This is a genomic window from Halomicrobium zhouii (genome assembly GCF_900114435.1).
GTDB classification, from domain to species: Archaea; Halobacteriota; Halobacteria; order Halobacteriales; family Haloarculaceae; genus Halomicrobium; species Halomicrobium zhouii.
Genome location: NZ_FOZK01000002.1, coordinates 151,894 through 175,555 on the forward strand (window position 1 = coordinate 151,894; position 23,662 = coordinate 175,555).

Consider the following 23,662-nt stretch of genomic DNA (forward strand, 5'->3'; position numbering starts at 1 on the left):
CATGCTCCCGGGGATCGGCGCTGCTCGATGCACGTAGATCCACGGGCACGAAGATTATCAATCGGGGGCAGCCAATCCTTGCGTATGGAGTACGATCTCGACAGTTTCAGTGCCCGCGACTGGGAGCGCCCCACAGACGCCGACCCGATTCGGTTCGCCATGGTCGGACTCGGCTGGTGGACGCGCGAGCAGGCGATCCCCGCCGTCGAAGACGCAGACTACTGCACGACGACGGTCCTCGTCAGTTCCAGTACGGAGAAGGCCGACGAGGTCGCCGCCGACCTCGACGGGATCGAGGCGACGCTCACCTACGACGAGTACGCCGACGGCGCCGCGACCGACGCCTACGACGCGGCCTACGTCGGCACGCCGAACGGTCTCCACCGCGGCCACGTCGAAGCCGCGGCCGAGCACGACAAAGCCGTTCTCTGCGAGAAGCCCCTCGAAGCGACCGTCGAGGATGCCCGGGCGTGCGTCGACGCCTGCCGGCAAGCCGACGTCCCGCTGATGGTCGCCTACCGCGTCCAGACCGAACCGGTGGCTCGTCGCGCCCGGGAACTGATCGACGACGGCGCCATCGGCGACGTCGTCTCGGTACTCGGACACATGTCGGACCGGATCCTCGACGCCGTCGGCGAGGACAGCTGGCGGTTCGACCCCGAGCTCTCCGGGGGAACGACCCTCAACGACATCGGGATCTACCCGCTGAACACGATCCGGTTCATCCTGGAGGAAAACCCCGAGGCGGTGTACGCCCGGACGGAGTCCGAACAGCCCGCCTACGACGGGACCGACGAGCACGGGGCGTTCCAGCTCGAGTTCCCCGACGGCAAGCTCGCCTCGTGTACGGTCACGCACAGCGCGACGCTTGCATCGAGTCTGCGGTTCGTCGGCACCGAGGGCGAACTGAGCATCGAGGGGCTGTTCTTCCCGAACACCCGGAAGGTGCTCCGGGTCTCCGGCCCGGATATCGAGGGCGAGTACCGGCCGGAACCGGTCGACCAGATGCGCGAGGAGTTCGACTACTTCGCCAACCGCCTCCAGCACGGGGAAGACCCCGAGCCCGACGGCGAACACGGCATGGTCGACATGCGCACGATCCGCGCGCTCTACGAATCCGCCGAGCAGGGGCGACGCGTCGAACTCGACCGGTGAGGCGGTGCGTGCGGGTCGGCGAACGGTAGCCAGTCGGTCTCCGACGAGCAGACGAATCAGACCGAAGCGAGAGCGTGAGGGTTCGGCTACCCGTTCGACGGCTCAGTCTCCAGGCCTTCGGTCGCCCAGTCACAGTACGGGGAGCCAGATGGGACAGGCTCACTTTTCAATCCGGGAGGAATAGAGACAGATATGACGACAGGTGACGCTGCGAAATTCCTGGCGGGGTCGCCGGAACGACGGCGTCTACTGACCTCCCTGTCGGCCGACCCCGCGACGCCGGCGGACCTGGCCGAGACCCTCGACGTCTCGCGCCGGAGCGTCCAGCGCCATCTCAAGGACCTCGTCGACCGGGGCTGGGCGACGAAAACGGACGGGCGCTACGAGTCGACCACGACTGGCGAGCTCGTGGTCGAGGAACACGCGACGTACCTGGATGCCCTCGACCGGATCGACGCCTTCGGTCCGTTCTTCCGCCACCTGCCCGACAGCGACCACACGCCGGAGCTACGGTGGCTTCGGGACGCGACGCTCAGGACGGCGACTGAGCAGCATCCCCAGGCGCCCGTCGAGTTCTACGTCGAGCGCGTCCGGGCGTTCGACGGCGACCGCGTCCGGATGATCGCGCCGGTCCTGAGCCGGTTGTTCCACCGGGCCCACGCCGACCTCGCCTTCGACGGAGTACACACGGACCTCGTTCTCTCGGCGTCGACGATCGCAGCGGCACGCGATCTGAACCCGACGGAGTTCGACGTCGTCACCAGCGTCGACGTCCTCACGGTGTACGAGTACCCCGACGAGGTCGGGTTCGGACTTACGCTCGGGGACGACCGATTGCTGATGGCCGCCTACGACGGCGACGGACCGCTCAGGGCGTGCATCGAGTCCACGGATCCCGACTGCTATCAGTGGGCCGAACGACTGTTCGAACGGTACGTGGAGCAGTCGACGACCATCGACTCGCCGTTCTCAGTCCCGTTTCCCCGCCGCAAGTGAGCGCGGAGGGACAGAGCGCGGATGGATATATCGTTGCAGGTGTGACAGCGCCTGTCCCGAGTGACTGGCGGTGACGTAAGGTGCCGTCCGCGCCCAGAGACGCCTATGAAGGTCCTCGTACTCGGCCCCGGGTTCCCGACAGGTGGCGTCCTGGGATGAGTTCCGGACGCTCTCTCCGCCGGCTCGCCCGCATCGCCGGCGGCGCAGCCGGGCTGAGTGGTTCGTACGGCTTCTTGCGACTGATGGGCGCGTTCGGCCCGGTCTCGTGCTGGACCAGCCAGACCAGTAGCGAAAGTTCCAGCGGGGGAGTCACCTCGACAGCGGTGAGCCGCGGCTGCGAAGCGGGCGTCGACTACTTGCTGGGCAGTACGGGGGGCAACGCGCCCGTCCTGTTCTTCTGGGCCGTCGTCCTGCTGGCGCTCACCGGCGTCGGCGTCGTCTCGGTCTGGACGGACCGCCGACTGCTCAACTGGGCGACCGTCTGTCTCGGCGGCGTCATCACCGTCGTCGGGATGTTCAGCATCGGGGGTCAGTTCCTGTTCCCGACGCTGTGCCTGTTCGCCGCCGCGGTCGCGCTCTCCGTCCGTGCCCGTCGAGAGCCGTCCGTTCGGGCCTGACTGGGGACGTTCGAACCGGCAAGATCCGACACGGGAGCGAACGGAATATACCAGCCCTGTGTGAAGGACTGTCTATGCGTTACGAGAACCCAGTACTGCCGGGATTTCATCCGGACCCCTCCCTCTGCCAGGTCGACGGAACCTTCTACCTCGCCACGAGCACCTTCGAGTACTTCCCAGGCGTCCCGCTCTACGAGAGCGAGAACCTCGTCGACTGGGAACCGATCGGCCACGCGCTCACTCGCGACTCCCAGCTGGCACTCCGAGACGTCGGTGCGTCCGGCGGCGTCTTCGCGCCCACGCTCCGGCACCACGAGGGCACGTTCTACCTCGTCACGACGAACGTCAGCGGCGACGGTCACGTCTTCGTCACCGCCGAGGACCCGGCGGGCGAGTGGTCCGACCCGACGTGGGTGGACGCGCCGGGGTTCGACCCGGACCTCTTCTTCGACGGCGACACCTGCTATTTCACCTACCACGTCGAGGACACCGAGAACCCGATCCAGCAGGCCGAACTCGACGTGGAGACCGGTGAACTCGGCGACCCGCGGACGATCTGGACGGGGTTCCGTGACCCCCACGTCGAGGCACCACACGTCTTCGAACGGGACGGCACGTACCACCTGATCCTCGCCGAAGGGGGGACCCACGCAGGCCACATGGTCGTCGCGGCGCGTGCCGACGACCCGACGGGGCCCTACGAGGGCTGTCCGGACAACCCCGTCCTCACGCACTGGGGCCGGCCACGAGACGACATCCGCGCAGTCGGCCACGCCGACCTCGTCGAAGACGAAAACGGGAGATGGTGGCTCGTCTGCCTGGGCATCCGCCAGCGCGGGCCGTGGCCGCGGTACCACCACCTCGGTCGAGAGACGTTCCTCGCGCCCGTCTCGTGGGAGGATGGCTGGCCGGTGGTCAACGATGGGAATCCGATCCGGGCCGAGATGGACGCACCGCTCCCCGGCGAGCGCCGGGCAGAGCCGAACAGTATCGAGCGTACCGACACCGGGTTCGCGGACGGACTGGGCGTCGAGTGGGAGTTCCGCCGCAACCCCGACCGGGACCGCTATCGGACGACCGCGGACGGACTCCGCCTCCGCGGCGGTCCGGAGACCCTCGACGAACCCGGGGCGACCTTCGTCGGCCGGCGCCAGACCGCCTTCGACTGCCGGGCCGAGCTGTCGCTGTCGTTCGACCCGGGCGACGGCGACGAGGCCGGCCTCGCGGTGGTCGCCAACGAACGGCACCACTACCAGCTCGGCGTGACCCGTCGAAACGGGCAGCGGGAAGCCGTCGTCCGCCTCCGCATCGGCGACGCGACGGACGTGGTCGGACGGACCCCGGTCGGGGCGTCGACCGACCTGGCCGTGGTGGCCGACACCGACGACTACCGCTTCCACGTCGACGGCGAGGAACTCGCGTCGGCGGCGACGCGCTACCTCTCGACGGAGGTTGCCACCGGGTTCACGGGCGTCTTCCTCGGCCCCTACGCGACCGGCCGTGGAACCACGTGCGATGCGGACGCGGTGGTCGAACGCTTCGTCTACGAATCCTGAAACGGCGGGGTCGCGGCTGGCGCACCAGCGAACCAGACATTCCGCGTCTCCACACGGCTCGAGATTCCCAGTTAATTTTTCTACCCAGGCCGGGAGATTCTAGCCAATGAGTGACCGAACGCAGGTCCCGGACCAGTGGGAGCGCGGCTTCGTCGAGGCGAACGGCATCGAGTTGCACTACTGCCGCAGCGGTGGCTCGAGGCCGACGTTCGTCGTCTCACACGGCTTCACCGACGACGGGTACTGTCGGCTCGACCTCGCCCGCGAACTCGGTGACGAGTTCGACGTCGTGCTGTACGACGCTCGCGGACACGGTCGTTCCGACGCCCCCGACGAGGACTACGGCGCGCCCGAACGGGCGACGGACCTGCTCGGACTGCTCGACGCGCTCTCGATCGACGACCCGATCCTGTTCGGCCACTCCATGGGCGCCGACACGGTCGCGGCGGCCGCGGCCCGTCGACCCGACCGGCCGCGAGCGGTCGTCCTCGAAGACCCCGTCTGGCCGGTCGAGGGAGTCAACGACGTCATCGAGGCCGGACCGGGCGACGACGGCGAGGACGGGCCCGGCGACGACGGCGAGGACGGACCCGGCGACGACGGCGAGGGCGGACCCGGCGACGATATCGAGGCGCAGGTCGAAGAGTGGCAGGACACCAGCGTCGAGGAACTCCTCGAGGCAGACACGATGTTCCGGGACCTCGCCGAGCGCGGTCAGCCCGACCTCGCACGGCGGGTGGCCGAAGCCAGGGGCCGGCTCCGGCCGGAAATCGCCCGCGTGTTCCAGGCCGACCTCGTCGACCCGACCGAGCGGTACGGCGACGTCGCGGCGCCGACGCTGATCGTGAAAGCCGACGCGGACGAACCGGAACGCGAGCGCGAACGGGAGATTGCCGCGTACCTCCAGGACGGCCAAATCGTACACGTGGACGACGCCGGCCACTGCGTCTTCTGGGACGAGCGCGAGCGTGCGACCGAGGAACTCCGGGCGTTCCTCGCGACGGTCTGAGAGGTTCCCGTTCCGGAGTCGGCGAGCGGAGTCCTCGTCAGCGTTCAACTGGAGTCCGAGACCGGAGTCACACAGTAGTTCTCACCCGCCCGCGTCTCGAAGACCACCTGGCCGTCGTCGCGGTGTGCGTCCACCGACCTGCCGTCGACGGTCTCGACTGCGAGGTCGAGCGTCGCCCTTACGCGACAGGGCTCGCCGGATTCCGACCGGACGGTCGCGCCGTCCAGGCTCCCCTCGGACCATTCGATATCGACCTCGAAGTCACCCCGGGCGCGCAGTCCCGAGACCGCCCCCTCGGCCCACGCGTCGGGGAGCGCCGGCAGGAGGCGGATCTCCTCGCCGTGACTGCCCAGCAGCATCTCGACGACGCCCGCGGTGGCGCCGAAGTTCCCGTCTATCTGGAACGGCGGGTGGAGGTCGAACAGGTTCGGCGCCGTCGACTCCGTGAGCAACGTCTCGACCCACTCGTGGGCTCGCTCGCCGTCTTCCAGGCGGGCGAACTGGTTGACCAGCCACGCGGCGCTCCAGCCGGTGTGGCCGCCGCCGTGTTCGAGCCGGCGCTCCAGCGACGTCCGGACCGCGTCGGCGAGTTCCGGTGTCTCCCGCGGGGTTATCTGGTCGCTCGGGTGCGTGCCGTAGAGGTGGGAGATGTGCCGGTGGCCCGGGTCGGCCTCGTCGTAGTCCTCGACCCACTCCTGTAGCTGGCCGTGTTCGCCCACCTGCATCGGCGGGAGGCGGTCGGCGGCGGCGACCAGGTCCTCGTGAAAGTCGCCCTCGATATCCAGGACCGCCGCGGCGGCGACGCAGTGTTCGAAGCAGTCGCGAGTGAGCTGGACGTCCATGGTCGGCGCATAGGTGACGGTGGCTTCCTGCCCGTCGTCGGTGACGTAGGCGTTCTCGGGCGAGATAGACGGCGCGGTCACCAGCCAGTCTTCCTCCGGGTGTTCGACGAGGAAGTCCAGGAGGAACGACGCCGCGTCACGCAGGATGGGGTACGCCGTCTCGCGGAGGAACGTCTCGTCGCGCGTGAATGCGTAGTGGTCCCAGACCAGCCGGGAGAGCCACGCCGCCCCCATCGGCCAGAGCCCCCACCGCGCGCCGTCGACGGGCGCCACGTTCCGCCAGAGATCCGAGTTGTGGTGGACGGCGAACCCGTCACAGCCGTAGTGCGTCTCCGCGACGCGCTCCCCGGGACCGCGCAAGTCGTCCACGAAGTCGTACAGCGGAGCCGCACACTCCGCGAGGTTCGCCTGCAGCGCCGGCCAGTAGTTCATCTCCAGGTTGACGTTCAGCGTGTACCCGCTGTTCCACGGCGGGTCGAACTCGGCGTTCCAGACGCCCTGCAGGTTCGCGGGCTCGGATCCGGGCCGGGAACTCACCAGCAGGAGATAGCGCCCGAACTGGGCGTACAGCGCCGCGAGGTGCGGGTCCTCGGCCCCCTCGGCCACCCGGGCGAGGCGCTCGTCCGTCGGCCGGTCGACCGGGTCGCCAAGATCCAGTGCCACGCGGTCGAAGAGGGAGCGGTGGTCGGCGACGTGGGCCCGCCGCAGGTCGTCGTACGGGCGGTCCGCGATGGTGGCCAGCACGTCCTCGCAGGCCCCGGTCGGGTCCGCCGTTTCGTGGCTCGTGAATCCGGTCAGCGTTATCGTCACGTCGTCGGCGCCCATGACCGCGAGACCGGCCTCCGACGCGCCCGGTGCGTCTGCACCAGTTACCGGTTCGATCGACCCAGTTGGCGCGTCCACGCGGGCCTGCGCTTCGAATCGCATCCCCCAGCCCCCCGCGCCCCGGTCGCCGGCCGGCATATCGACGACCGAACCACGGAGAAAGAGCGTGTCGTCCCGGGCGACCGCTCGCGCACCGCGGTCGCGGTGGAGGCCGGCCGTCACGTCCACCTCGCCGGGACCGTCGGCAGTGAGTCGGACCACGATCGCGTCGTCCGGTGCCGAGGCGAAGTACTCGCGCGTGTACGTCGTCCCCTCGTGGTCGTACCGGACGCGAACGACGCCCGTCGACAGGTCGAGTTCGCGCCGGTAGTCGGTGACGTCGTCGTGGCCCACGGCCAGCGCGAGGTCGCCGAAGGGCTGGTAGGGACGCAGGCGAACGGGATCACCCAGCAGTTTCTCGTCGGCGAGCGCCTGTGCTCGCTCGACCTCGCCGTCGAAGAGTAACTGCCGGACCGCTTCGAGATGCTCCCGTGCGACCGGGTTCGTCCGGTCCTCGTGTCCGCCCGCCCACAGCGTGTCGGCGTTGAACTGGACCCGGTCGACGCGGGGGCCGCCGAAGGCCATCGCGCCGAGGCGGCCGTTACCGACCGGCAGCGCTTCCAGCCACTCCGTGGCTGGCGAGTCGTACCACGTCGTGGTCTGTGGGTCGAAGGCAGCACGCATGGTTTCGGATTGCGCACCGTCGGGTTAAATCTGGGGTCCCGGGAGGGGGTGTTCGTTCGAGAAGCAAGGAGGTCGTAGCGTGGAGTGGGTATGCGACTCCCAGGAGCCTACGACGTCGTTGCGGGGTGGTTGTCGTCCTGGCGCGAGTGGGGAAACGGAACGTTCACGATCAGCTCGTCGAACGGAAAGACCGGCTGCTTCGCCTGGCCGACTTCCTCGAACCGGATGATACCCATCGCTTCGAGGCGCGTCAGTTCGTCGTGGACGTTCTTGACATCCCGCTCGACCAGCCGGGCCGTCTCGCGGATACTCGCCGGTTCGTGTGCCGAGAGGGCTCTGAGGAGCGCCAGCGTGGTCGCCGTGAGCGTCTTTGCGAGGAGTTCCTCGCTCGGAAAGGAGACCGTATGCGCGGAGTCCACTGATTCCCCGTGTTGCAAGCGCTCGACCGCCGAACGGACTTCGTCATCGAACGCTTCGTCGGATTCGACAGTGACGACGAGTGTTCGTGTCATTGGATTATTCCTCCCCCGGAAGGTCGAAAGTCGACTTTGGAATCTCGCCCCAGAATCGCTTCCAGAGTTCGAGGATTCCCGGAAAATCGATATGAATGGGCTCTCGCTCGGAAGCGACGTGGAGTTCGTGGCCCTTGGTATCCTCGTGAGAATTGCCGTACCGGCGAATCGTCCCATCGGGCAACGTTCCTGGAGACTCCGGATCGAGAGCTCCGTAGTGAAACGTGTACTTCCACCCCGACGGATACGCGTCGCTGTCTGTGCGACGGAGCGAGACGCGGACGACAGTCCCGTCTGGATACACCCGCGAACGGCTGAACTCGTCCAGGCGGTCCGCCGTTAGTCCCATTCATCATCCGTTGGTTGGGTCACCAACGCCATAGTTCCGTTGGTCGAGTTACCATCGCCTTCGGTGGCCTGCTTTCCGGTGAGCGAGTGCTCGATGAACCGACGGCGAGCTATTGAACCGTCTCTTATGGGTGGGACGACAGCGTTCGACAGCTTTGCTCGTCGATGAAATTGGTTTTCAGCGACCATTACCACCTGCTGGCCCCGTCTTCACTGATGAATCTTCGAGGGGAGTGCACGGCCACAGTACGTCTGGTCATTGCTGGTCATGGTGAGATGTGAAGCGTACGACCGCTTGCACTCGGCGTCTCCTGCCCAAAATCACCTTCTTTCAAACCGGCAACATCGATTCGCTGCACTGGCTGTCGAATGGCTGCGACTTGTTTTAGGTTACAGTTCTCTGATGTTATTTTATTTAAGCCGTGCTGCCCGTACGTGGAATTACCATGGGCTCGGATCAAACGCGTTCAGTCCACGGCGATGCCCCGGAAGATCCGGAGGATCTGCTGCCAGCGGACAGCATTCTCACCCTCGACGAGTACCTCGATATGCACGCCGCAGTCGGGCACCGGACCCGCTACGAGATCCTCTATCGACTCGTCCACGGCGGCGAGATGAGCCCCACGGAACTCGAAGACGCGATCAGCATCGACGACAGCACGCTTCACTACCACCTCAACGAACTCGTGGACGTCGGTCTCGTCGAGAAGCGCCAGCGCACCGAACGGGGACAGGACGGTCTCTACACATATTACCGGGCGACCGTCTTTGGCGAGGTCACGCTCACCGACGGCGTCGACGATCTGATCCGCGGTGAGCAGGCCTTCGAGGGGATGTACGACAGCGGGGCCGAGTAGGCTGCGATGTGGCCCACTCGGTTTGAGATACGCGTTACCTGACGCGGACGGAGACCTGCAAGAACATCCGGGAAGCGTTGTCGGCCGGAATCGGGAATCGCTGCCGACTACGACGAGGCACGGACGACGTCTTCGAGTTCAGCCAGCGAGACTGGCTCGATAGTTCGGCGTTCGTTCGTCGCCGTGTAGAAGAGTCTCGCCGTTACCACCTTCTCGGGGAAGCACTCGCTGACGACGTGGTAGTAGACGCTCAGCTGTTTCCGGTACTCCGATTCGGCACGTCTGCTCTGGTCGGTCTTGTAGTCGATTATCTCGATGCGGTCCGCCGTTTCGTGGACGAGGTCGACGATGCCCGAGACGGTCACCTGCTCGCCGTCGATCTCCAGGGGAAGGACGGCCCGCTCTTCGACGTGGAGGTCGCCGGAGAGCCCGTCGATGAATGCCTTCACGTGACGCTGGTCGTCGTGGCCGTCGGTGGTCGGCGAGACGTCCTCGCCGAGCGCGTAGGCCTCCGCAAAGTCGTGAACGCGGGAGCCGAAGTCACGGCCGCGGAACGCCATCGACTCCGTGGTTTCGAGTTCGACGTCGGCGTCCTCGAACACCGCGTCGTCCATCAGCGTGTGCGGTGTGTGTCCGGTCGGGCCCTCCGGCGTGACGACCGAGAACGGGAGCTGAGTCTGGACCGTCTCGCGCCGGTCGACAGGCTCGACGGCCGGGTCGAGGCGTGTTCCCTCGAACGGGAGTTCCTCGTAGAACGTGTTGGGGTCCTCGCCGCCGGCGAAGACGACGTGGTTCTCGGCGCGCGTGACCGCGACGTAGAGCAGGCGTCGCTCCTCGTCGTTGTCGTCCTGCAGGCAGTGCCGAAGGACGTCGTGGGTCCAGTTGTCGTAGACGTGCGGGTGGGCGTGTTCCTCGACGTCGGCGTAGATCTTGCGCTGCCGGAGACCGACTGGCTCCTCGTACTGGACGACGCTCGACCCGCCGACGTTCGGCGGGAACTTCCCGGCGTTCATGTTCGCGAGGACGACGATGGGGTACTCCAGGCCCTTCGCCGAGTGGATGGTCTGGACCGTCACGGAGTCGACGCCGGCGCTGGTGACGACGTCGTGCGTGCTCCCGTTCTCGATGCCGCGCTCGACGATGCGAACGAGGTCGCCGCGCGTGAGCGTCGAGGTGTCGTGGAGCGACTGGACGGTGTGCAGGATGACGTCGGCGTACTCGCCGGTGAAGCCGTACCGGTCGAAGACGCGCCTGGCGACGGCGCCGACGGCCTCCATCGCGTCGAGTCGCTCGCGGAAGGTGACCATGTTCGACGGATAGTTGCGGTTTTCGAGGACGTGGTCGATTTCGTCGAGGGTGTAGCCCGCCTCCTCCATGACGACGGCCCAGCCACGGTCGGCGTCGGATTCGAGGATGCGGAGCCAGGCGAGCAGGAGTTTCGCCTGGTCGGTCCGGAAGAGTTCCACGCCGCCGTCGTAGGCCATCGGGAAGTCGTAGTCGTCGGCGACGGAGAGGAGTTCACGGCCGAAGTCCCTCGTCCGGGTGAGCACGGCGACGTCACCGAACTGGGGTGGTCTGGGGTCGCCGTCCTCGTCCTCGACGGCGTAGTCGTCGTTCCCGACGATAGACTGTATCTTCGTGAGGACGGCCTCGTGTTGGTCAGGGTGATGGATCCCCTCGATGGTGGTGTTGTCGAACGACGCGTTCGAGGAGAGCGACACGACGTCGTCGAGGACGTCTTCGTCCACGTCCTCGTTGTTCGACGCGGGCGTGACGAGCGTCTCCTCCGAGAAGTCGAGGATCGACTGCGTCGACCGGTAGTTCTCCTCGAGTTCGATGGTCTCGACGTCGTCGACGGGGAAGGCGACGCGTTCCTGGTCGTCGTTCAGGTCGCTGGCGAATCGGTCGATCCGGTCCTCGAAGGAGCGGATGTTCTCGACGTCGGCGTACTGGAACGAGTAGATGCTCTGCTTCCAGTCGCCGACGGCACAGAGGTTGTCCGTCCCGGCGAGCAAGAGTGCGAGCTTGAACTGGATCTCGCTGGTGTCCTGGAACTCGTCGACCATCACGTACTCGAAGCTCACCCGGTCACGAAGCGACTCGTTCTCACAGAGCAGGACGAACGCGAACAGCTGGAGGAACCCGAAGGTGAGGTAGCTCCGGGAGAGGGCGAACGCCAGGTATTCGTGGTAGACGTCGTGGACGAACGCCTTCAGGTCCTCACGGTCCTCGTCGAAGGCCCGGCGAGCGGTCTCCTCGGGTGCTTGCTTCGTCCCGTCGCCCCGTAGCACTCCCTTGTCTGGCGCGTCCGGGAGGTAAGTCCGGCGCTTCCCGTACCCGTTCAGCTTCGACCGGAGGACCGACTGCTTGCTCCCGCCGTTGCGGGGCTCGTTCACCTCGTCGAAAAGGTCCTGGAATGTTTCGAAGTCGCCATCGACGAACGACTCGCCGTCGCGATACCAGCCGTCGGCCGTCGGGAAGACGCCCTTCGACGCGAACTCCGTGACGACGTCGAGCAGGTCGCTCCTGTCCGAGAGCGCCCGGAAGAACTCCGCGTACTCGGGGTGGTCGTCCTGGAACCCGTCGAGGAACTCGCGGAACAGCTCAGCCTCGACCAGTTCGTCCTCGACGACGCGGGTCGCCCCGGTGATGCGGTCGTCGATGCCGAGGTGGGTCGGGGCGCGATAGCCGTGTTCCTCCAGGAGGTCGAGACAGTGGGAGTGGAACGTCTGGATCGACGCGTCGGCGAGTTCCCGGAGCGAATAGGTGGAGTGGTCGACGATGCGCTCTTTCATCTCCGTCGCGGCGCTCCGGGTGAACGTCACCAGGAGGACGTCCGCCGGCTCGACGTCGGGCTGGTCGACGATCGCTGCGTACCGGCGCGTGACGGCGAAGGTCTTGCCCGTCCCGGCGCCCGCGTCGACGACGTAGATGCCCGCCGTGTTCTCGATGAGCTGGCGCTGTTTCGCGTTCGGCGTCGGCGCACTCTCGGCTAGGTCACCCTTGGCTGATTCACTCGCTGCTGAGTCACTCTCGGCTGGTTCATCTACCGCTGGATCACTCATCGCTGGCACCCTCCAGGATGCAGTCGCGGTGGTCGACCCGCCTGTAGTTCGGCTCGCCGCCGGGGCCCTCGACGGGGAACCGTTCCTCGCCGGCGCGGTGCCGGTTCAGTTCGTCGATGCGTCCCGCGACGAAGTCCTCCAGGGCGTCCAGGTCCTCTTCGAAGAACGTCTTCTGTCGGTGGCCGTTGAGTGCGCGAATGGCCTGGTCGCAGCCTTTCTCGGCGTCGACCGAGTCGCTGGTCCGCTCCACCACGGCGTTCGTGAACTCGGTCGCGAAGGAGGAGTCCCGGAGTTCGTCCTTCTCGGTCGTCTCGGGGAAGGAGAGCCGTTCCACGATGGCGGCGTAGGCCTCGTAGCCCAGGTCCTCGAACGTCGCCACGCAGTCGTTGTAGCCGTCGAGGAGGACGTCGAACGCGTCTCTGGTACCCACGTGCTCGTCGAACGTCCACGGGTAGTACGAGACCGTCGTGAGCGTGTCGGCGACGTCGTGGTCACCCGTGACGACGTCGTCCAGCGTCTCCAGGAAGTGGAAGAACGTGAACTCGAGGGGCTCGTCGGGCCGTTCCGTCCGGTAGTGACAGAGGTACATCGCCGCCTGGAAGTCCGGCGTATCGCCGGGCGGGTCGACGGCCGCGTTCTCGATCACGTTCCGCCGGGACTTCTTCGAGCCGCTCTTGAAATCCAGCAGGTGCGCCGGGTCGCTGACGAGGTCGATCTTCCCCTTCATCCCGAGGGCGCCGTTCTCGAACCAGCGCTCGGTGATCGGCGAGTCGACGGGCCTGTCGAAGTACTCGGCGAAGACGTTCTCGCCCCAGCCCGAGGAGGGGGTGAGGAAGTCGTCCCTGAACGGCCGCTGGTCGTCGAGGTACTCGACGATGGTCTCAAGACCGATCCGGTACGTTCGTTCCCGGAGTGGCTGGTCGCTCGTGGCGAAGTACGGCGTCGCCTCCTCGAGCATCAGGTCGACGACTTCGTCGATAGCGGCGTCGTCGACGACATCGGGGTGGGTGACGTAGAACTCGGCGAAGTCGTGGAACAGGTTCCCCTCTTTGAAGTAATCCCTGTCCGGGCCGTCGACGAGGCGGTCGAAGAAGTAGTCCCGGGGACAGTTGACGTAGGTGGTGAGACTCGAGTTGCTGACGTTCCGGACGGTCTCGGCGTCGCCGTCCACGGGCTCCTTCTCGAATCCCTCGCCGACGCCGTCGAAGGTCCGGGTGTGGGACACCGACTGGAGGTCGCTGAATCGCTCGTACTCCTCGTCGAGGAGTTCGCCGAAGTAGAGACACGGCGTGACGGGCTGGCCACCCGCGGTGTCCTGGACGAGGTAGTACTGCTCGACGCCGCTCTGGAGGAGCAACTGGAACTGCTGTATGTAGCGCTCGAACTGCGTCTCCGTGTCGACCCAGGGCCGCTTGGGCGCGGTGTGGGTCCACGCCTCGTCGAGGCCGACGTGGAAGACGACCGGGCGGTCGACGTAGCCCGACGATTTCGCGTCGGCGAGCAGGACGCCCTCGTTCTCACGGTCGACGGGCACCTCGTAGGCCTGGAGGTAGTAGGCCAGTTCGTCGAGGCGACGTTCGTCTATCCGCGTCTCGGCGAGTCCGAGCTGGGCGAGTTCGTCCCGGAACAGGTCCAGTGACGCGCCCGTCCTCGATTCGTACTCGGCGAGGCACTCATCGAAAGTTTGGGATTCCAGCGTCGAACAGAACGCCCGGATCCACTCGGTCTCGGGGACGTCTAGCGCGTGAAGTCGCTTGTCGTCGTGGGTGATATCGACGTCGACGCCCATCTGTGTGAGGGCCGGCCTGACGTCGGAGACGAGCGTCTCCGACCCCCGGAACGCCGTCCGGCAGAGACAGAGCAGGGACCGGTGATGTGGGTCGTCGACGAATCCCGGGCCGCCGTAGTACGGGACGTCGGCCGCCGCGAACGCCGACTCGACGAGCGAGGAGTAGCGACTGTTGCTGTCGAGGACCACCGCGACGTCGTCGGCCGTCTCGGCGTCGACCGTGTCGAGGATGGCGTCGACGATGTCCGCCGAGGACTCGAAGACGTTGAACGACGGGTACTCGAACTTGTCGTCGGTGAACAGGTCGAACCGGTCGTACTCGTCCGGGAGGATAGACCGTTCGAGTTCGGTGAGCTGGTCCTCGCCGACGACGGCGACGGAGTCCGCCTCGATGGTGTACTCGGTGAGGCGCCTCGATGTCGACCGCAGCTCGGCCATAATCTCGACGACTGCCTCGGTGGCGTCGTCGACGTAGGCGTCGTACGTCAGGATCGACTCGATGGACCCCTGGTGCTCCCAGCACTGGAGCGTGTTCCCGACGGCGTAGCTGATGGACTTCCAGTCGTGGTCAGTCCGGTCGACGACTTCGAGGAACGCGCTCCGGTCCTCGGCTCGCTCCTTGCGACCGGCCGCGAGTCGGCGTGGCGTCGTCGCGAACGTCCCGAAGTGCGGGACGTCCAGTCGGCGATTGATCGCACTCGCCAGCGGCGCGTCGGGCGTCAGGACGAGGTCGTACCCCGCGACCTCGTCGTAGAGTGTTTCCACGGGCTTCGCGCGCTGAATAGGCACGCACAATGAACTCGTAAGTAACTGGTTAAAGGTTGGCGTGACGTTCGCAGTCGGGAACGTTACGAACAGTCTCACCCGCTTCAGAACGAACAACTGGTACGCGGGCCCTTGTCAGCGGACTACGTGAATTCCCCACTGAGGTGGGTCTCGAGTTCGTCTCCGAGCGCATCGAGATCTGCAGCGACGTCGCCGTCGGGCTGGACAGAACTACCAGGTTGACCCTCATCGCTATCACCGAGCATTTGACCATCGATTACCTCGCGTTCCTCTTCCCAGTCGTTGACTCGCTTGATGGTATACTTCTGGCGCCGACGCCACTCGCCATCTTGTTCTTGCCACAGGTAGACCATCACCTCGTTCGTCTCCCACGTCCCCTTCCCGACGACGTTGACGATAGCCTTCCACCAGCCGTCGCTCTGGAAAATCGTTTCACCGTCGCCGACGGTGTAGTAGTCGCTCACCGGGAACGAGGTATTCTCTGCCGATGGAGCATCGCTCCGGATGTAGTCGTCGATGACCTCCCGGTCGATTGCCCAGGCGTCCGGTGTTTTGATGACGTACTTGTTCTTGCGCGTCCAGCCGTCGCCGTCGTCGTGCCAGAGGTACATCGCCGTCTCGTCGGTGTCCGAGTCACCCTCGAACTGGTAGGTGACGACGGCCTTCCACCATTCGTCCTTCTGGTACAGGGAGACAGCGTCTGTGACGTGGAGCGAGTCGTGAACGGGGACGGTCGCGCTGGTTCCGTCCATACTACCAGCGTAACGTCGCATTGCGGACGCCTGGCCGAACGTTGGTCTCTGTGACAGGCGGGTGCGTCTCCGGATGACTCTCCCTATTCATAGCCCATCATCTCGTCGTCGAACGAGTCGACGATGCTCTGGAGTTCGGTCTCGATTTCGTCTTCCTCGTCGTCCTCCTCCTTGGACTTGATGTAGTCGACGATCGCATCTGTCGGGTCGCCGGCGTTCTGACCGAACTTTTTCCTGGCGACTTCGAGCCCGCCAGCGGCGTACTGGGCGATGACGCGCTTGTGTTCGTCCGGATCCACGAGTGCCTCTGGCTCGCCCGTGTCCTGGTACGCGAGACAGGCTGCGATAGTGTGGTAGAGGTCGCGAGAATGGATGTTTTGCAGCCCGGCTTCGCTCTGGGTCTCGTCCGGGATTCCCTTGTAGTTCTCGCGCTTCACGTTCCCCTCGCGATATCCGAGGACAGCGAGGAACACGAGGACTTCGTAGTAGTGTTCGAACACCGCGTGTTCGTCGACGAGTTGTTCGTACAGTTCGCCCTGTTCGTACTGGATATTCGTCTTTGCCATCGTCAGTCACCTGCCTGAGCGGCCTGCTCGCCCTTGATTTGCGTCTGCGGACTCTTGTTCGTCCCCTCTCCATCGTCGAAGTCGAGCCAGTACTGCTCCCCGGCGATGTCGCTCATCTCCTCCTCGACGGGACCCTCCCACTGCGAGTCAGTGGCGAAGACGACGACTTGCGACGCCAGGGTCGGGAGGATACGACTCACTTCTCGTCGGTGGTCTTTGTCGAGTGCACCGAACGGCGAGTCCATGACGAGCGGGTAGATACCACCGGTGAAATACTCCGATTCGGAGCCCGCTTCGTAGCGCTTCTTGGCGATTTTGACCAGGCTTCCGACGAACGCCAGACTCGCGATCTGGCGTTCACCCGTCGACTTGTCGACTTCGACTTGCTGGTCTTCGACGGATTGCTGGATCTTCAGTTCGAACTCCTCCGTAATTTCGGCTTCGAGGTTCTTGCTCGCAATCTTGCCGAATGTATCGTTCACTTCCTGATTCGACCACGTTCGAACTTTATCCTTGAGTGCCTCGAAGTTGTTCGCGAGGTCGGTCTCGACGAGTTCTGCTGCACGCTGTCTGCGCCGTGCGAGCTGGGTCTCCGCCTGTTCGTCCTTCTGCTCGGCGATATCCGCTTCGAGCTCTTCGACGTCGGCTTCCTTCGAGGAAATCTGCTCTTCGATGCCTCCCCTGTCTGCGATGAGTTGCTCCTTTTCTTGCTGCTTGTTCTCTCGATCGGTTTCGAGGTCACTGATCGACTGCCCGCCGGGGGTGGTGGCGTCGAGTCCCTTGAGTTCGGAGCTGATCGACGAGATGCGTTCTTCGAGCCTGTCGATCTGTTCGTGTTTCTCCTGCCGGCGTTCGATAAGTTCGTCGACGTCGTCGAAGAACTCCGTGCGGCCATCGGTGAACTGCCTGAGGTGACCGACGACTCGGAGCGCGCCCTGCTCGACGCCGTCAGACGCAACCTCACCACGGAGGGAGGCGACGTGGTCGTACGGCTCTGAGTCGTGCTCGAGATCTCGACCACAGAGACACTGCTTGGCTTCGAGCAGTGAATTGAGGAAGTCGTCGCTCAGTTCCGAGGGGATGACGCCGTCTTTCCGGAGCTGGTCGATTTCCTGTGCAGATTCCCGGATCAGGGGCATCGCGAGCGGGATGAATCCGTTCTCCGTGATCGCCGCTTTGATCTGGGCGTTGATCTCGTCGACATCGTCTTCGAGACCGGTCACGTCTTCCCGGTACGCCTCTCGATTCTCCTGTAGCTGCGCGCTCTCGTCGAGACGTTCGAGCTTCTGGTCGATATCCGAGATTTCCGTTCCGACGCGTTCGATCGCGCGTTCCTTGTCCTTCTTTTTCCGCTGGAGGTCCTCGATGTCGGTTTCTGTCGCCTGCTTTTCGTCGATCAGCTCCCGGAGTTCTTCGCTGGCACTATCCTGAACCTGGGACTCGAATCGGTCGGCGACATCTCCGAGGTGTCGGGTGGCCCGTTCCAGAATCGTCAGCCCCATGATGTTCTGGATGGCCTCCTGGATACGGTCCTGGTTGTCGATTCCGGCCAGCTCGTCGATGTCCTCCCCATCGAAGAAGAACAGTTCGCTGAGTCGCTCCGGGATGATCTGGCTGAGGACCTCGCCGGGATTCTCCGGTCGATTGACGCCGCTGCCGTCGTCGTACTCGACGACGAGAGTCGGTTCGTTCAGGATGCCGTCGAAATCTGTCGGCGACTGCTTTTCGTACGTGGCCGTTCGCGTGGCGGTGTAGTCGGCGTCGTCGTGCGAGAACTCGAGTGTGACCGAGACGGTCACTTCGTCGCCAGGATCCGCCGCAGCCATCGCACCTTCGCTCGCGAGCCGTTCGGGACGTGTATCGAAATCGACCTCCTCGTAGAGGAGCCAGGTGAACGCATTCAGCAGCGTGGTCTTCCCTGAACCGTTCGACCCGTGAATGACCGTCACGTTCCGCGTCTCGCCGCGTGCGAACGAGATTTCCTCGTCGCGAAACTGCCGGAAATTCTGGAGTGAAAGTGTGTCTAACTTCATCAGTAGACTTCTTCTTCGACTATCTCCTCGATTTGATTGACAACACCGCGCGGATTATCGAGATTGAGTTTCTTCTTCTCGGCTGATAGGACCCGGTCGGTAATGCGGGCTATCGTTTCGTCCGGAATGGAGATGTCATCGTTGCTGTCCGTCATCACCCCACCCAGACGCTGTGCGTATTTATATCTTGTAACGCACCACCCGTTTACAGGTTGTCTCCGGTTTGTTCTGCGATTGATCAGCAGTTCCTGTAATTATCAACTGCCAAGCAGATCGTACTGTCGCTTGAGCCGTTGCAGAGATCCGTCAGTCGTCGGGACACCGTCCACTTCGGCGTCGGGATGATTGCGTGCGGCATCGGCGAACGTCGAGACGCGCTCGAGCTCCTTCTCCAGGAGGCGACGTTCGACGTCGAACTCACTGCCGGAGAGGAACGCAGGCTGGCCGTTGACGCTCGGGACGGTGATGAAATCGTGGATGACGGCGAAGTCCTTGCCCGGGTGAGTGCGGAGGATGCGTCCCCGGCGCTGGACGAACTGCCGTGGATTGCTGGTACTGGCCAGGATGTAGGCCGTCCGTGTCGCGGGGACGTCGACGCCCTCGTCGAGACAGCGAATCGAGGTGAGAACGTCGATACTGCCGTCGTCGAACCGGTCGAGCAGTCGTTCTCGATCTGCCTGCGACTCGCGGGCAGTGAATCGGTCGACGGTGAGGTCACTTTCCGATCGGATACGGTCCGTCGTCGCGTCGACGTGGCGCTGTCCCTCCCCTGATTCGATTCCCATCGATCCATCGCTACAATAGACGAGCGTGTGGTCGACCTCGCGCTCTCGTTCGAGGAGATCGACGAGCACGTCGAGTTTCTGCCGGGCAGTTCCCACCAGACGGGCGCGTTTAAATAGTGCTTGCTGGAGTGCGGGATTGTCCTCGAGAGCGACGTCGGACTGACCACCCGATAGTCGACCGATCTTCGCCGTGAGTCGTCTGTACTCCTCGAGCTCTTCGGCGTCGAACTCGACGATGTGTGGGATGTAGTAGTACTCACAAAGCGCCCCAGCCTCGATCGCCGCTGTGAGTCCGTACTCGAACACTGTCTCACCGAAGTACCGTTCGAGTACGCGCGTCCCCTCGTCGTCGTACCAGCGTTCTGGCGTCGCAGACAGGCCCAGTCGGAAGTCGAACGCCTGGGAGAGTCCCGTACGCATCTGTTCTGCGCCGAGGTGATGGACTTCGTCGGCGATCAGCATCATCGGTCCCCGACCCCTGCCGATGGTCTGCTGGGCAGGCTCCATCGAGAGCGTTCGATGCGTCGTTACGACGAAGCACAGCGACCGGGAGCCGTGATTGTATTCGAGCAGTTCGCGTTCGAGACGAGGCTGCCAGTTCTTTCGCGACTGATACGCCCGGACGGGCGTGATGCCGAATTCGTTCAGTTCCTCGGCCCACTGGTCGACGAGATGCTGGTACGGGACTGTGACGACGAGAAAGAGCCCTCGATCTATCGATTCGGCGACTCGTGACGCCGCGAGCAGTGCCGTGATGGTCTTCCCCGTCCCCGTCGCCATGTGGAGAATCCCCTGGCCGTCAGCGTTGACCCACTCCCTGATTGCTGTCCGCTGGTACTCTCGCGGTTCGATCCAGTCGGGTGGTTGGAGTTGGGGCATATTTCGTGGTCACCTGTGAGGGAAAGTCGCGTTCAGTCGCATCCAGGAACTCCAGAGACAACGCCGGATTTGATGCTACAATTCGGTTTTGCGACAGCTTTCATCTGGAGCAGGCTGCTCGGTTGATACACGTAGTGGCATTCCACTACTTGAATGTGCTTCTCCATCAGGGGTATCTCGATTCTGTCACAGCAAATACGGAACTCACGACGGTACCACTGACTCGTGCCGTTCTGTCGTTGATCAGTTTACAGAACGTGAGCGGGCCACAGACTCTATATACGAAGTCAGGAAACTCTCAACGAATGAGTTCGGATTCGGGGTTCCCGGTTTCGTTGCTCCTCGATGGGCCGCTGTTTCTGGACGAACTCGAGACCCAGCCGCAGCATTTTCGGCAGGAACACGATATCGATTCACTCAGGCTCGTACCCGCCAAGTCCGCCGCGACTGGTGTTCACACGGTCTACTTCAAACCGGAACACCGCCAGTGGGCGCTGGTCAGATTGCTGAAGCGGTATCGATGGCTCTTCGAGATACTGCTCCAGCGCGGTCTCTCCGGGGAGCACATGCTGCTACGACAGGGGTTCTCGACGGACGATCTTGATTTCTTTTACGACATTGTCCCTCAGCCTCCGGCCGAGTACAATCCCATCGTGTACGACATGCTCTGGCTCGTCGCGACCCACGATGAGTATCTCGCTCTCACCGAGGCCATGGCAGACCGCACGCGGTTCGTCCCGGAACGGCTCCTCCGTGAGACGTCCGGGATTTCGGCCGACGACAGTGGCTACTTCAGTCGGTTTCTCCGGAGCCACCTCATTAGCCGAACCGTGGATACGTCCCGGCCCGTAGACGAGCGAGCCGACCACACTGAAGGAGGGACTGCCGTCACTCCGGATGCGACGTACGAGGTGACTCCCGAGGGACGTGACGCGCTGGCAGGAATCCTCGCGGAGTACGAGCGGATCTTCGAACAGCGGGAGTTCGAGCCGTTGCTCATCAACCCGGAGCTCGATCCACACGAACATCTCAGGGAGTACGATCCCGGACCGGATGCACAGGCCCCGGACGTGTCGTTCGACGAAATGCAGGAAGAGGAGGGTATCCTCGGCGAGATTGCCGGTTCGTTCGCGCCGCTCGACGAGGAGTTCGGCTCGCCGGCCGAATCGACGGTGGACGAACCGGACGACGTAGCGCCAGAACCGGAACCAGTGGGCGACGATCGAGGTACCACCGCTGGTGGCCAAAGCGACACCTCGGGGAGGATGGTCGAACCAAGTCCCGAGAGACAAACCGGGACGTCTCGCGGACGGCAGGCGAATCAGACGGCCGAGTCCCCTGACGAAGATAGCCCCAGTAAGGCTGACGAGGTGGACAGGCAGGCGCTCGACGAACAGGTTCCGGATGAGACGTTCGTGGGCGAGTACACCCGGGAGGAGGTTCTGCGTGCCGCCGTGGCCGCTGCCAGGGAAATCCACGCTGGCGGACTCGTTCGAACCTCGGCGGTGAAATCGGCCGTCTGGGAAGCCGTCGAGACCGAGGGACGGAGCCGGACCGTCCTCTGGGAAGCTGTTCGTGACATCCTCATCACGATGGACGCGACACACGGGCGAGGCGGTGGCCACGTCTGGGCGTCGAACAGCACCACCGCCGAGTGAGAAGTGACACTCCCCCTCGACTGGGCTACGATTCCGGCTCGTCGTCCGAGATCAAGTTACTGATTCGCACCGCCGTCTCGTCAGCGATTTCCTCCCAGTTTTCCGGCCGGTCCGCACCACGTTTCGGTGGATCGAGCTCGAACTCGACTGGCCGGTAGGTGAGCTGGTCGATGGTCTCCGTCGCGATTCGACCGACGAACTCCGCGTTCTTTCGCTTCGACGAGACGCCGCCACGGGCCAACTGGTAGTACTCCGTAAAAATCTGGAACAGGACCACTGTCGTCCCCTCGACCGTCTCCTCGTCGAGGTGGCGGAAGAGCTTTGCAGCGTTGTCCGCCGGGTCGGCCCGGCGCCACTCCAGTTCCAGAAGGTACAGGTGAGAATCTGTCGTGCCTGCGACGTCGACTGGTGTCCCCGCAATGTGATATTCGGTTTCCCACTCGAGCTCGGGGTGCCGAACCGCAAGCTGGTCGCGGAGAGACGCTTGCACGGACGTCGCGAACGAGCCCATGAGCGGTTCCCGTCTAACACTCACAGTATTGGCCTTAGCAATTGGGGTCTCTAGCCCTAACCGGAGGCATCGTCGGCAGTTACTCTCCTCCCTGACCGTCTGTTCTGCTCCGAGGTCCCGTGGAACTGGGATAGCTTTATATCCTATCCAAGTAATGCCCGAATATGCCTATAGGAACACTCGAAGAATATGATGGGGGTGTGATCGCGGATTCAGGTGAGCGTGAACTGGTCGTCGGCGGTGACCGCCCGATACGGATCAGCGCAGGCCACCGGATTCAACACCACGACGGAAAGTGCAGTCGCCCCCACGGCCACAATTACGAGATATCCGTTCGCATCAGTGGAGAGCTAACGGAGGAAGGATGGATCGTCGACAAAGGTGATATTACCGACGTACTCTCCGAGTGGGACCACCGGTTCCTCCTCGAGGCAGGTGACCCGCTGATCGAGGCGATGGAAGCGAGCGGCGACGAGGATGCAGTGGTCGTGATCGATGCACCGCCGACGGCCGAAGTCATGGCAGTGACGCTCGAACGGGAACTGGAACGCCGCCTCCCCGAGACCGTCTCCGACGTCGGTGTGACAGTCAAGGAAACGAGCGAGCTCTGCGCCGGGCCCTAACATGCCGGTGAATGCAGACGCCACCGTCCCGGCAAACGAAGCGGAAGTCCAGGATGGGCTACCGATCAACGAGCTGTTCTACTCACTCCAGGGAGAGGGACGACTGGCTGGCGTCCCGTCCGTCTTCGTTCGGACCAGTGGCTGTAATCTGCGGTGCTGGTTCTGCGATTCCTACCACACCTCCTGGGAACCGACGCACGCCTGGATGGATATAGACGACGTGCTGGCGGAGGTTCGAAACCACGCCCAGGCGAACCACGTCGTGCTGACGGGCGGTGAGCCGATGATGCACGACCACAGTGTCGAGCTTCTCGAACGGCTCGACGAAGCGGGCTATCACACCACCGTCGAGACGAACGGAACGATCTACCGGGAGGCACCGATCGACCTCGCGAGTATCAGCCCGAAGCTCGCCTCGAGCACGCCGACCCCCGAACGGGACCCGAAGGGGGACGGTGCGTGGGAGGAACGACACGAGGACCGCCGGATCGACATCGAGGCACTCTCCCGGCTGGTCGAGACGTACGACTTCCAGCTGAAGTTCGTCGTGACCGACAGCACGGACATGCCGGAGATCGACGAGCTCGTCGAGCGCATCGACGACGCGACGGGCACGACAGTCCGGTCGACGGACGTCCTCCTCATGCCGGAAGGAGCGACCCGCGACCGCCTCGAAGAGACGCGTGAGACCGTCGCCGAACTGGCGATGGAACGTGGCTACCAGTTCACGCCGCGACTGCACGTCACGCTGTGGAACGACGCACCGGGGACCTGA

General features: G+C 64.2%; 20 protein-coding genes. 9 read left to right on the forward strand and 11 right to left on the reverse strand.

All coding sequences use genetic code 11. The features are described from left to right. Positions 1-84: 84 nt before the first annotated feature. From gfo6 to BM337_RS08295, 5 genes are all read left to right on the forward strand, one after another. Positions 85-1,155: a D-xylose 1-dehydrogenase Gfo6 gene (gene gfo6 / locus BM337_RS08275; protein WP_089815892.1), complete on the forward strand. Its 1,071-nt coding sequence runs from the start codon at positions 85-87 to the stop codon at positions 1,153-1,155. A 192-nt stretch (positions 1,156-1,347) separates the two neighbouring features. Continuing rightward, on the forward strand, positions 1,348-2,151 hold the full coding sequence (locus BM337_RS08280; protein ID WP_089815894.1) for a helix-turn-helix transcriptional regulator: 804 nt from the start codon (positions 1,348-1,350) through the stop codon (positions 2,149-2,151). A gap of 155 nt (positions 2,152-2,306) precedes the next feature. Further along, a complete protein-coding gene (locus BM337_RS20505) occupies positions 2,307-2,768 on the forward strand; it encodes a hypothetical protein (RefSeq protein WP_143117663.1) in 462 nt (153 codons plus the stop codon). A 74-nt stretch (positions 2,769-2,842) separates the two neighbouring features. After that, the gene (locus BM337_RS08290; RefSeq protein WP_089815898.1) at positions 2,843-4,324 is read left to right on the forward strand and encodes a glycoside hydrolase family 43 protein; all 1,482 of its coding nucleotides are present in this window, start codon (positions 2,843-2,845) and stop codon (positions 4,322-4,324) included. A 106-nt stretch (positions 4,325-4,430) separates the two neighbouring features. Beyond that, positions 4,431-5,333, forward strand: a complete 903-nt coding sequence (locus tag BM337_RS08295) for an alpha/beta fold hydrolase (protein ID WP_089815900.1) — start codon at positions 4,431-4,433, stop codon at positions 5,331-5,333. 44 nt (positions 5,334-5,377) lie between these two features. Here the strand turns inward: BM337_RS08295 and BM337_RS08300 are convergent, their stop codons facing one another. The 3 genes from BM337_RS08300 to BM337_RS21530 all read right to left on the reverse strand — a co-directional run bounded on the left by BM337_RS08300 (position 5,378) and on the right by BM337_RS21530 (position 8,584). Next, on the reverse strand, positions 5,378-7,723 hold the full coding sequence (locus BM337_RS08300; RefSeq protein ID WP_089815901.1) for a glycoside hydrolase family 95 protein: 2,346 nt from the start codon (positions 7,721-7,723) through the stop codon (positions 5,378-5,380). A 107-nt stretch (positions 7,724-7,830) separates the two neighbouring features. Further along, positions 7,831-8,235 (reverse strand): HVO_A0114 family putative DNA-binding protein, encoded by a 405-nt coding sequence (locus BM337_RS08305; protein ID WP_089815903.1) that lies wholly within the window; start codon positions 8,233-8,235, stop codon positions 7,831-7,833. A 4-nt stretch (positions 8,236-8,239) separates the two neighbouring features. Then, positions 8,240-8,584: a toxin-antitoxin system TumE family protein gene (locus tag BM337_RS21530; protein WP_089815905.1), complete on the reverse strand. Its 345-nt coding sequence runs from the start codon at positions 8,582-8,584 to the stop codon at positions 8,240-8,242. A 445-nt stretch (positions 8,585-9,029) separates the two neighbouring features. Here BM337_RS21530 and BM337_RS08315 point away from each other — a divergent pair, with 445 nt between their 5' ends. After that, positions 9,030-9,440 (forward strand): winged helix-turn-helix domain-containing protein, encoded by a 411-nt coding sequence (locus BM337_RS08315; protein WP_089815907.1) that lies wholly within the window; start codon positions 9,030-9,032, stop codon positions 9,438-9,440. A gap of 107 nt (positions 9,441-9,547) precedes the next feature. On the opposite strand, the gene BM337_RS08320 is transcribed toward BM337_RS08315, so the two are convergent. The 7 genes from BM337_RS08320 to BM337_RS08345 all read right to left on the reverse strand — a co-directional run bounded on the left by BM337_RS08320 (position 9,548) and on the right by BM337_RS08345 (position 20,095). After that, complete coding sequence (locus tag BM337_RS08320; RefSeq protein WP_089815909.1) at positions 9,548-12,505, reverse strand: UvrD-helicase domain-containing protein; 2,958 nt, start codon at positions 12,503-12,505, stop codon at positions 9,548-9,550. After that, positions 12,498-15,083 carry a PD-(D/E)XK nuclease family protein gene (locus BM337_RS08325; RefSeq protein ID WP_089815911.1) on the reverse strand — a complete coding sequence of 862 codons (2,586 nt, stop codon included), beginning with the start codon at positions 15,081-15,083 and terminating at the stop codon, positions 12,498-12,500. The genes BM337_RS08320 and BM337_RS08325 overlap by 8 nt, the downstream gene beginning before the upstream one ends. Before the next feature lie 119 nt (positions 15,084-15,202). After that, positions 15,203-15,832 (reverse strand): hypothetical protein, encoded by a 630-nt coding sequence (locus BM337_RS08330; protein WP_089815913.1) that lies wholly within the window; start codon positions 15,830-15,832, stop codon positions 15,203-15,205. A gap of 83 nt (positions 15,833-15,915) precedes the next feature. After that, complete coding sequence (locus tag BM337_RS08335) at positions 15,916-16,398, reverse strand: hypothetical protein (protein ID WP_089815915.1); 483 nt, start codon at positions 16,396-16,398, stop codon at positions 15,916-15,918. A gap of 2 nt (positions 16,399-16,400) precedes the next feature. Then, a complete protein-coding gene (locus BM337_RS08340) occupies positions 16,401-18,431 on the reverse strand; it encodes an AAA family ATPase (RefSeq protein WP_089815917.1) in 2,031 nt (676 codons plus the stop codon). Further along, positions 18,431-18,586, reverse strand: a complete 156-nt coding sequence (locus BM337_RS21060) for a hypothetical protein (protein ID WP_177227344.1) — start codon at positions 18,584-18,586, stop codon at positions 18,431-18,433. Before BM337_RS21060 ends, BM337_RS08340 begins: the two co-directional genes overlap by 1 nt. A 102-nt stretch (positions 18,587-18,688) precedes the next feature. Continuing rightward, positions 18,689-20,095 carry a DEAD/DEAH box helicase family protein gene (locus tag BM337_RS08345; RefSeq protein WP_089815919.1) on the reverse strand — a complete coding sequence of 469 codons (1,407 nt, stop codon included), beginning with the start codon at positions 20,093-20,095 and terminating at the stop codon, positions 18,689-18,691. Between the two features lie 134 nt (positions 20,096-20,229). On the opposite strand from BM337_RS08345, the gene BM337_RS08350 reads away from it, so the two are divergent. After that, positions 20,230-21,753 carry a hypothetical protein gene (locus tag BM337_RS08350; protein WP_143117664.1) on the forward strand — a complete coding sequence of 508 codons (1,524 nt, stop codon included), beginning with the start codon at positions 20,230-20,232 and terminating at the stop codon, positions 21,751-21,753. A 25-nt stretch (positions 21,754-21,778) separates the two neighbouring features. On the opposite strand, the gene BM337_RS08355 is transcribed toward BM337_RS08350, so the two are convergent. Then, the gene (locus BM337_RS08355; protein ID WP_245778627.1) at positions 21,779-22,243 is read right to left on the reverse strand and encodes a hypothetical protein; all 465 of its coding nucleotides are present in this window, start codon (positions 22,241-22,243) and stop codon (positions 21,779-21,781) included. A gap of 185 nt (positions 22,244-22,428) precedes the next feature. Here BM337_RS08355 and BM337_RS08360 point away from each other — a divergent pair, with 185 nt between their 5' ends. Next, positions 22,429-22,887, forward strand: coding sequence for a 6-pyruvoyl trahydropterin synthase family protein (locus tag BM337_RS08360; protein ID WP_089815926.1), 459 nt, complete (start codon positions 22,429-22,431; stop codon positions 22,885-22,887). 1 nt (position 22,888) lies between these two features. After that, positions 22,889-23,662, forward strand: a complete 774-nt coding sequence (locus BM337_RS08365) for a 7-carboxy-7-deazaguanine synthase QueE (RefSeq protein ID WP_089815929.1) — start codon at positions 22,889-22,891, stop codon at positions 23,660-23,662.

What these genes read in the sequence shown, in the direction of transcription:
- BM337_RS08295 (WP_089815900.1), top strand. Translation starts at nt 4,431, where the DNA reads ATGAGTGACCGAACGCAGGTCCCGGACCAGTGGGAGCGCGGCTTCGTC.
- BM337_RS08315 (WP_089815907.1), top strand. Translation starts at nt 9,030, where the DNA reads ATGGGCTCGGATCAAACGCGTTCAGTCCACGGCGATGCCCCGGAAGAT.
- BM337_RS08340 (WP_089815917.1), bottom strand. Translation starts at nt 18,431, where the DNA reads ATGAAGTTAGACACACTTTCACTCCAGAATTTCCGGCAGTTTCGCGAC.
- gfo6 (WP_089815892.1), top strand. Translation starts at nt 85, where the DNA reads ATGGAGTACGATCTCGACAGTTTCAGTGCCCGCGACTGGGAGCGCCCC.
- BM337_RS08365 (WP_089815929.1), top strand. Translation starts at nt 22,889, where the DNA reads ATGCCGGTGAATGCAGACGCCACCGTCCCGGCAAACGAAGCGGAAGTC.
- BM337_RS08330 (WP_089815913.1), bottom strand. Translation starts at nt 15,832, where the DNA reads ATGGACGGAACCAGCGCGACCGTCCCCGTTCACGACTCGCTCCACGTC.
- BM337_RS08290 (WP_089815898.1), top strand. Translation starts at nt 2,843, where the DNA reads ATGCGTTACGAGAACCCAGTACTGCCGGGATTTCATCCGGACCCCTCC.
- BM337_RS21530 (WP_089815905.1), bottom strand. Translation starts at nt 8,584, where the DNA reads ATGGGACTAACGGCGGACCGCCTGGACGAGTTCAGCCGTTCGCGGGTG.
- BM337_RS08335 (WP_089815915.1), bottom strand. Translation starts at nt 16,398, where the DNA reads ATGGCAAAGACGAATATCCAGTACGAACAGGGCGAACTGTACGAACAA.
- BM337_RS08280 (WP_089815894.1), top strand. Translation starts at nt 1,348, where the DNA reads ATGACGACAGGTGACGCTGCGAAATTCCTGGCGGGGTCGCCGGAACGA.
- BM337_RS08345 (WP_089815919.1), bottom strand. Translation starts at nt 20,095, where the DNA reads ATGCCCCAACTCCAACCACCCGACTGGATCGAACCGCGAGAGTACCAG.
- BM337_RS21060 (WP_177227344.1), bottom strand. Translation starts at nt 18,586, where the DNA reads ATGACGGACAGCAACGATGACATCTCCATTCCGGACGAAACGATAGCC.
- BM337_RS20505 (WP_143117663.1), top strand. Translation starts at nt 2,307, where the DNA reads ATGAGTTCCGGACGCTCTCTCCGCCGGCTCGCCCGCATCGCCGGCGGC.
- BM337_RS08360 (WP_089815926.1), top strand. Translation starts at nt 22,429, where the DNA reads ATGCCTATAGGAACACTCGAAGAATATGATGGGGGTGTGATCGCGGAT.
- BM337_RS08300 (WP_089815901.1), bottom strand. Translation starts at nt 7,723, where the DNA reads ATGCGTGCTGCCTTCGACCCACAGACCACGACGTGGTACGACTCGCCA.
- BM337_RS08320 (WP_089815909.1), bottom strand. Translation starts at nt 12,505, where the DNA reads ATGAGTGATCCAGCGGTAGATGAACCAGCCGAGAGTGACTCAGCAGCG.
- BM337_RS08305 (WP_089815903.1), bottom strand. Translation starts at nt 8,235, where the DNA reads ATGACACGAACACTCGTCGTCACTGTCGAATCCGACGAAGCGTTCGAT.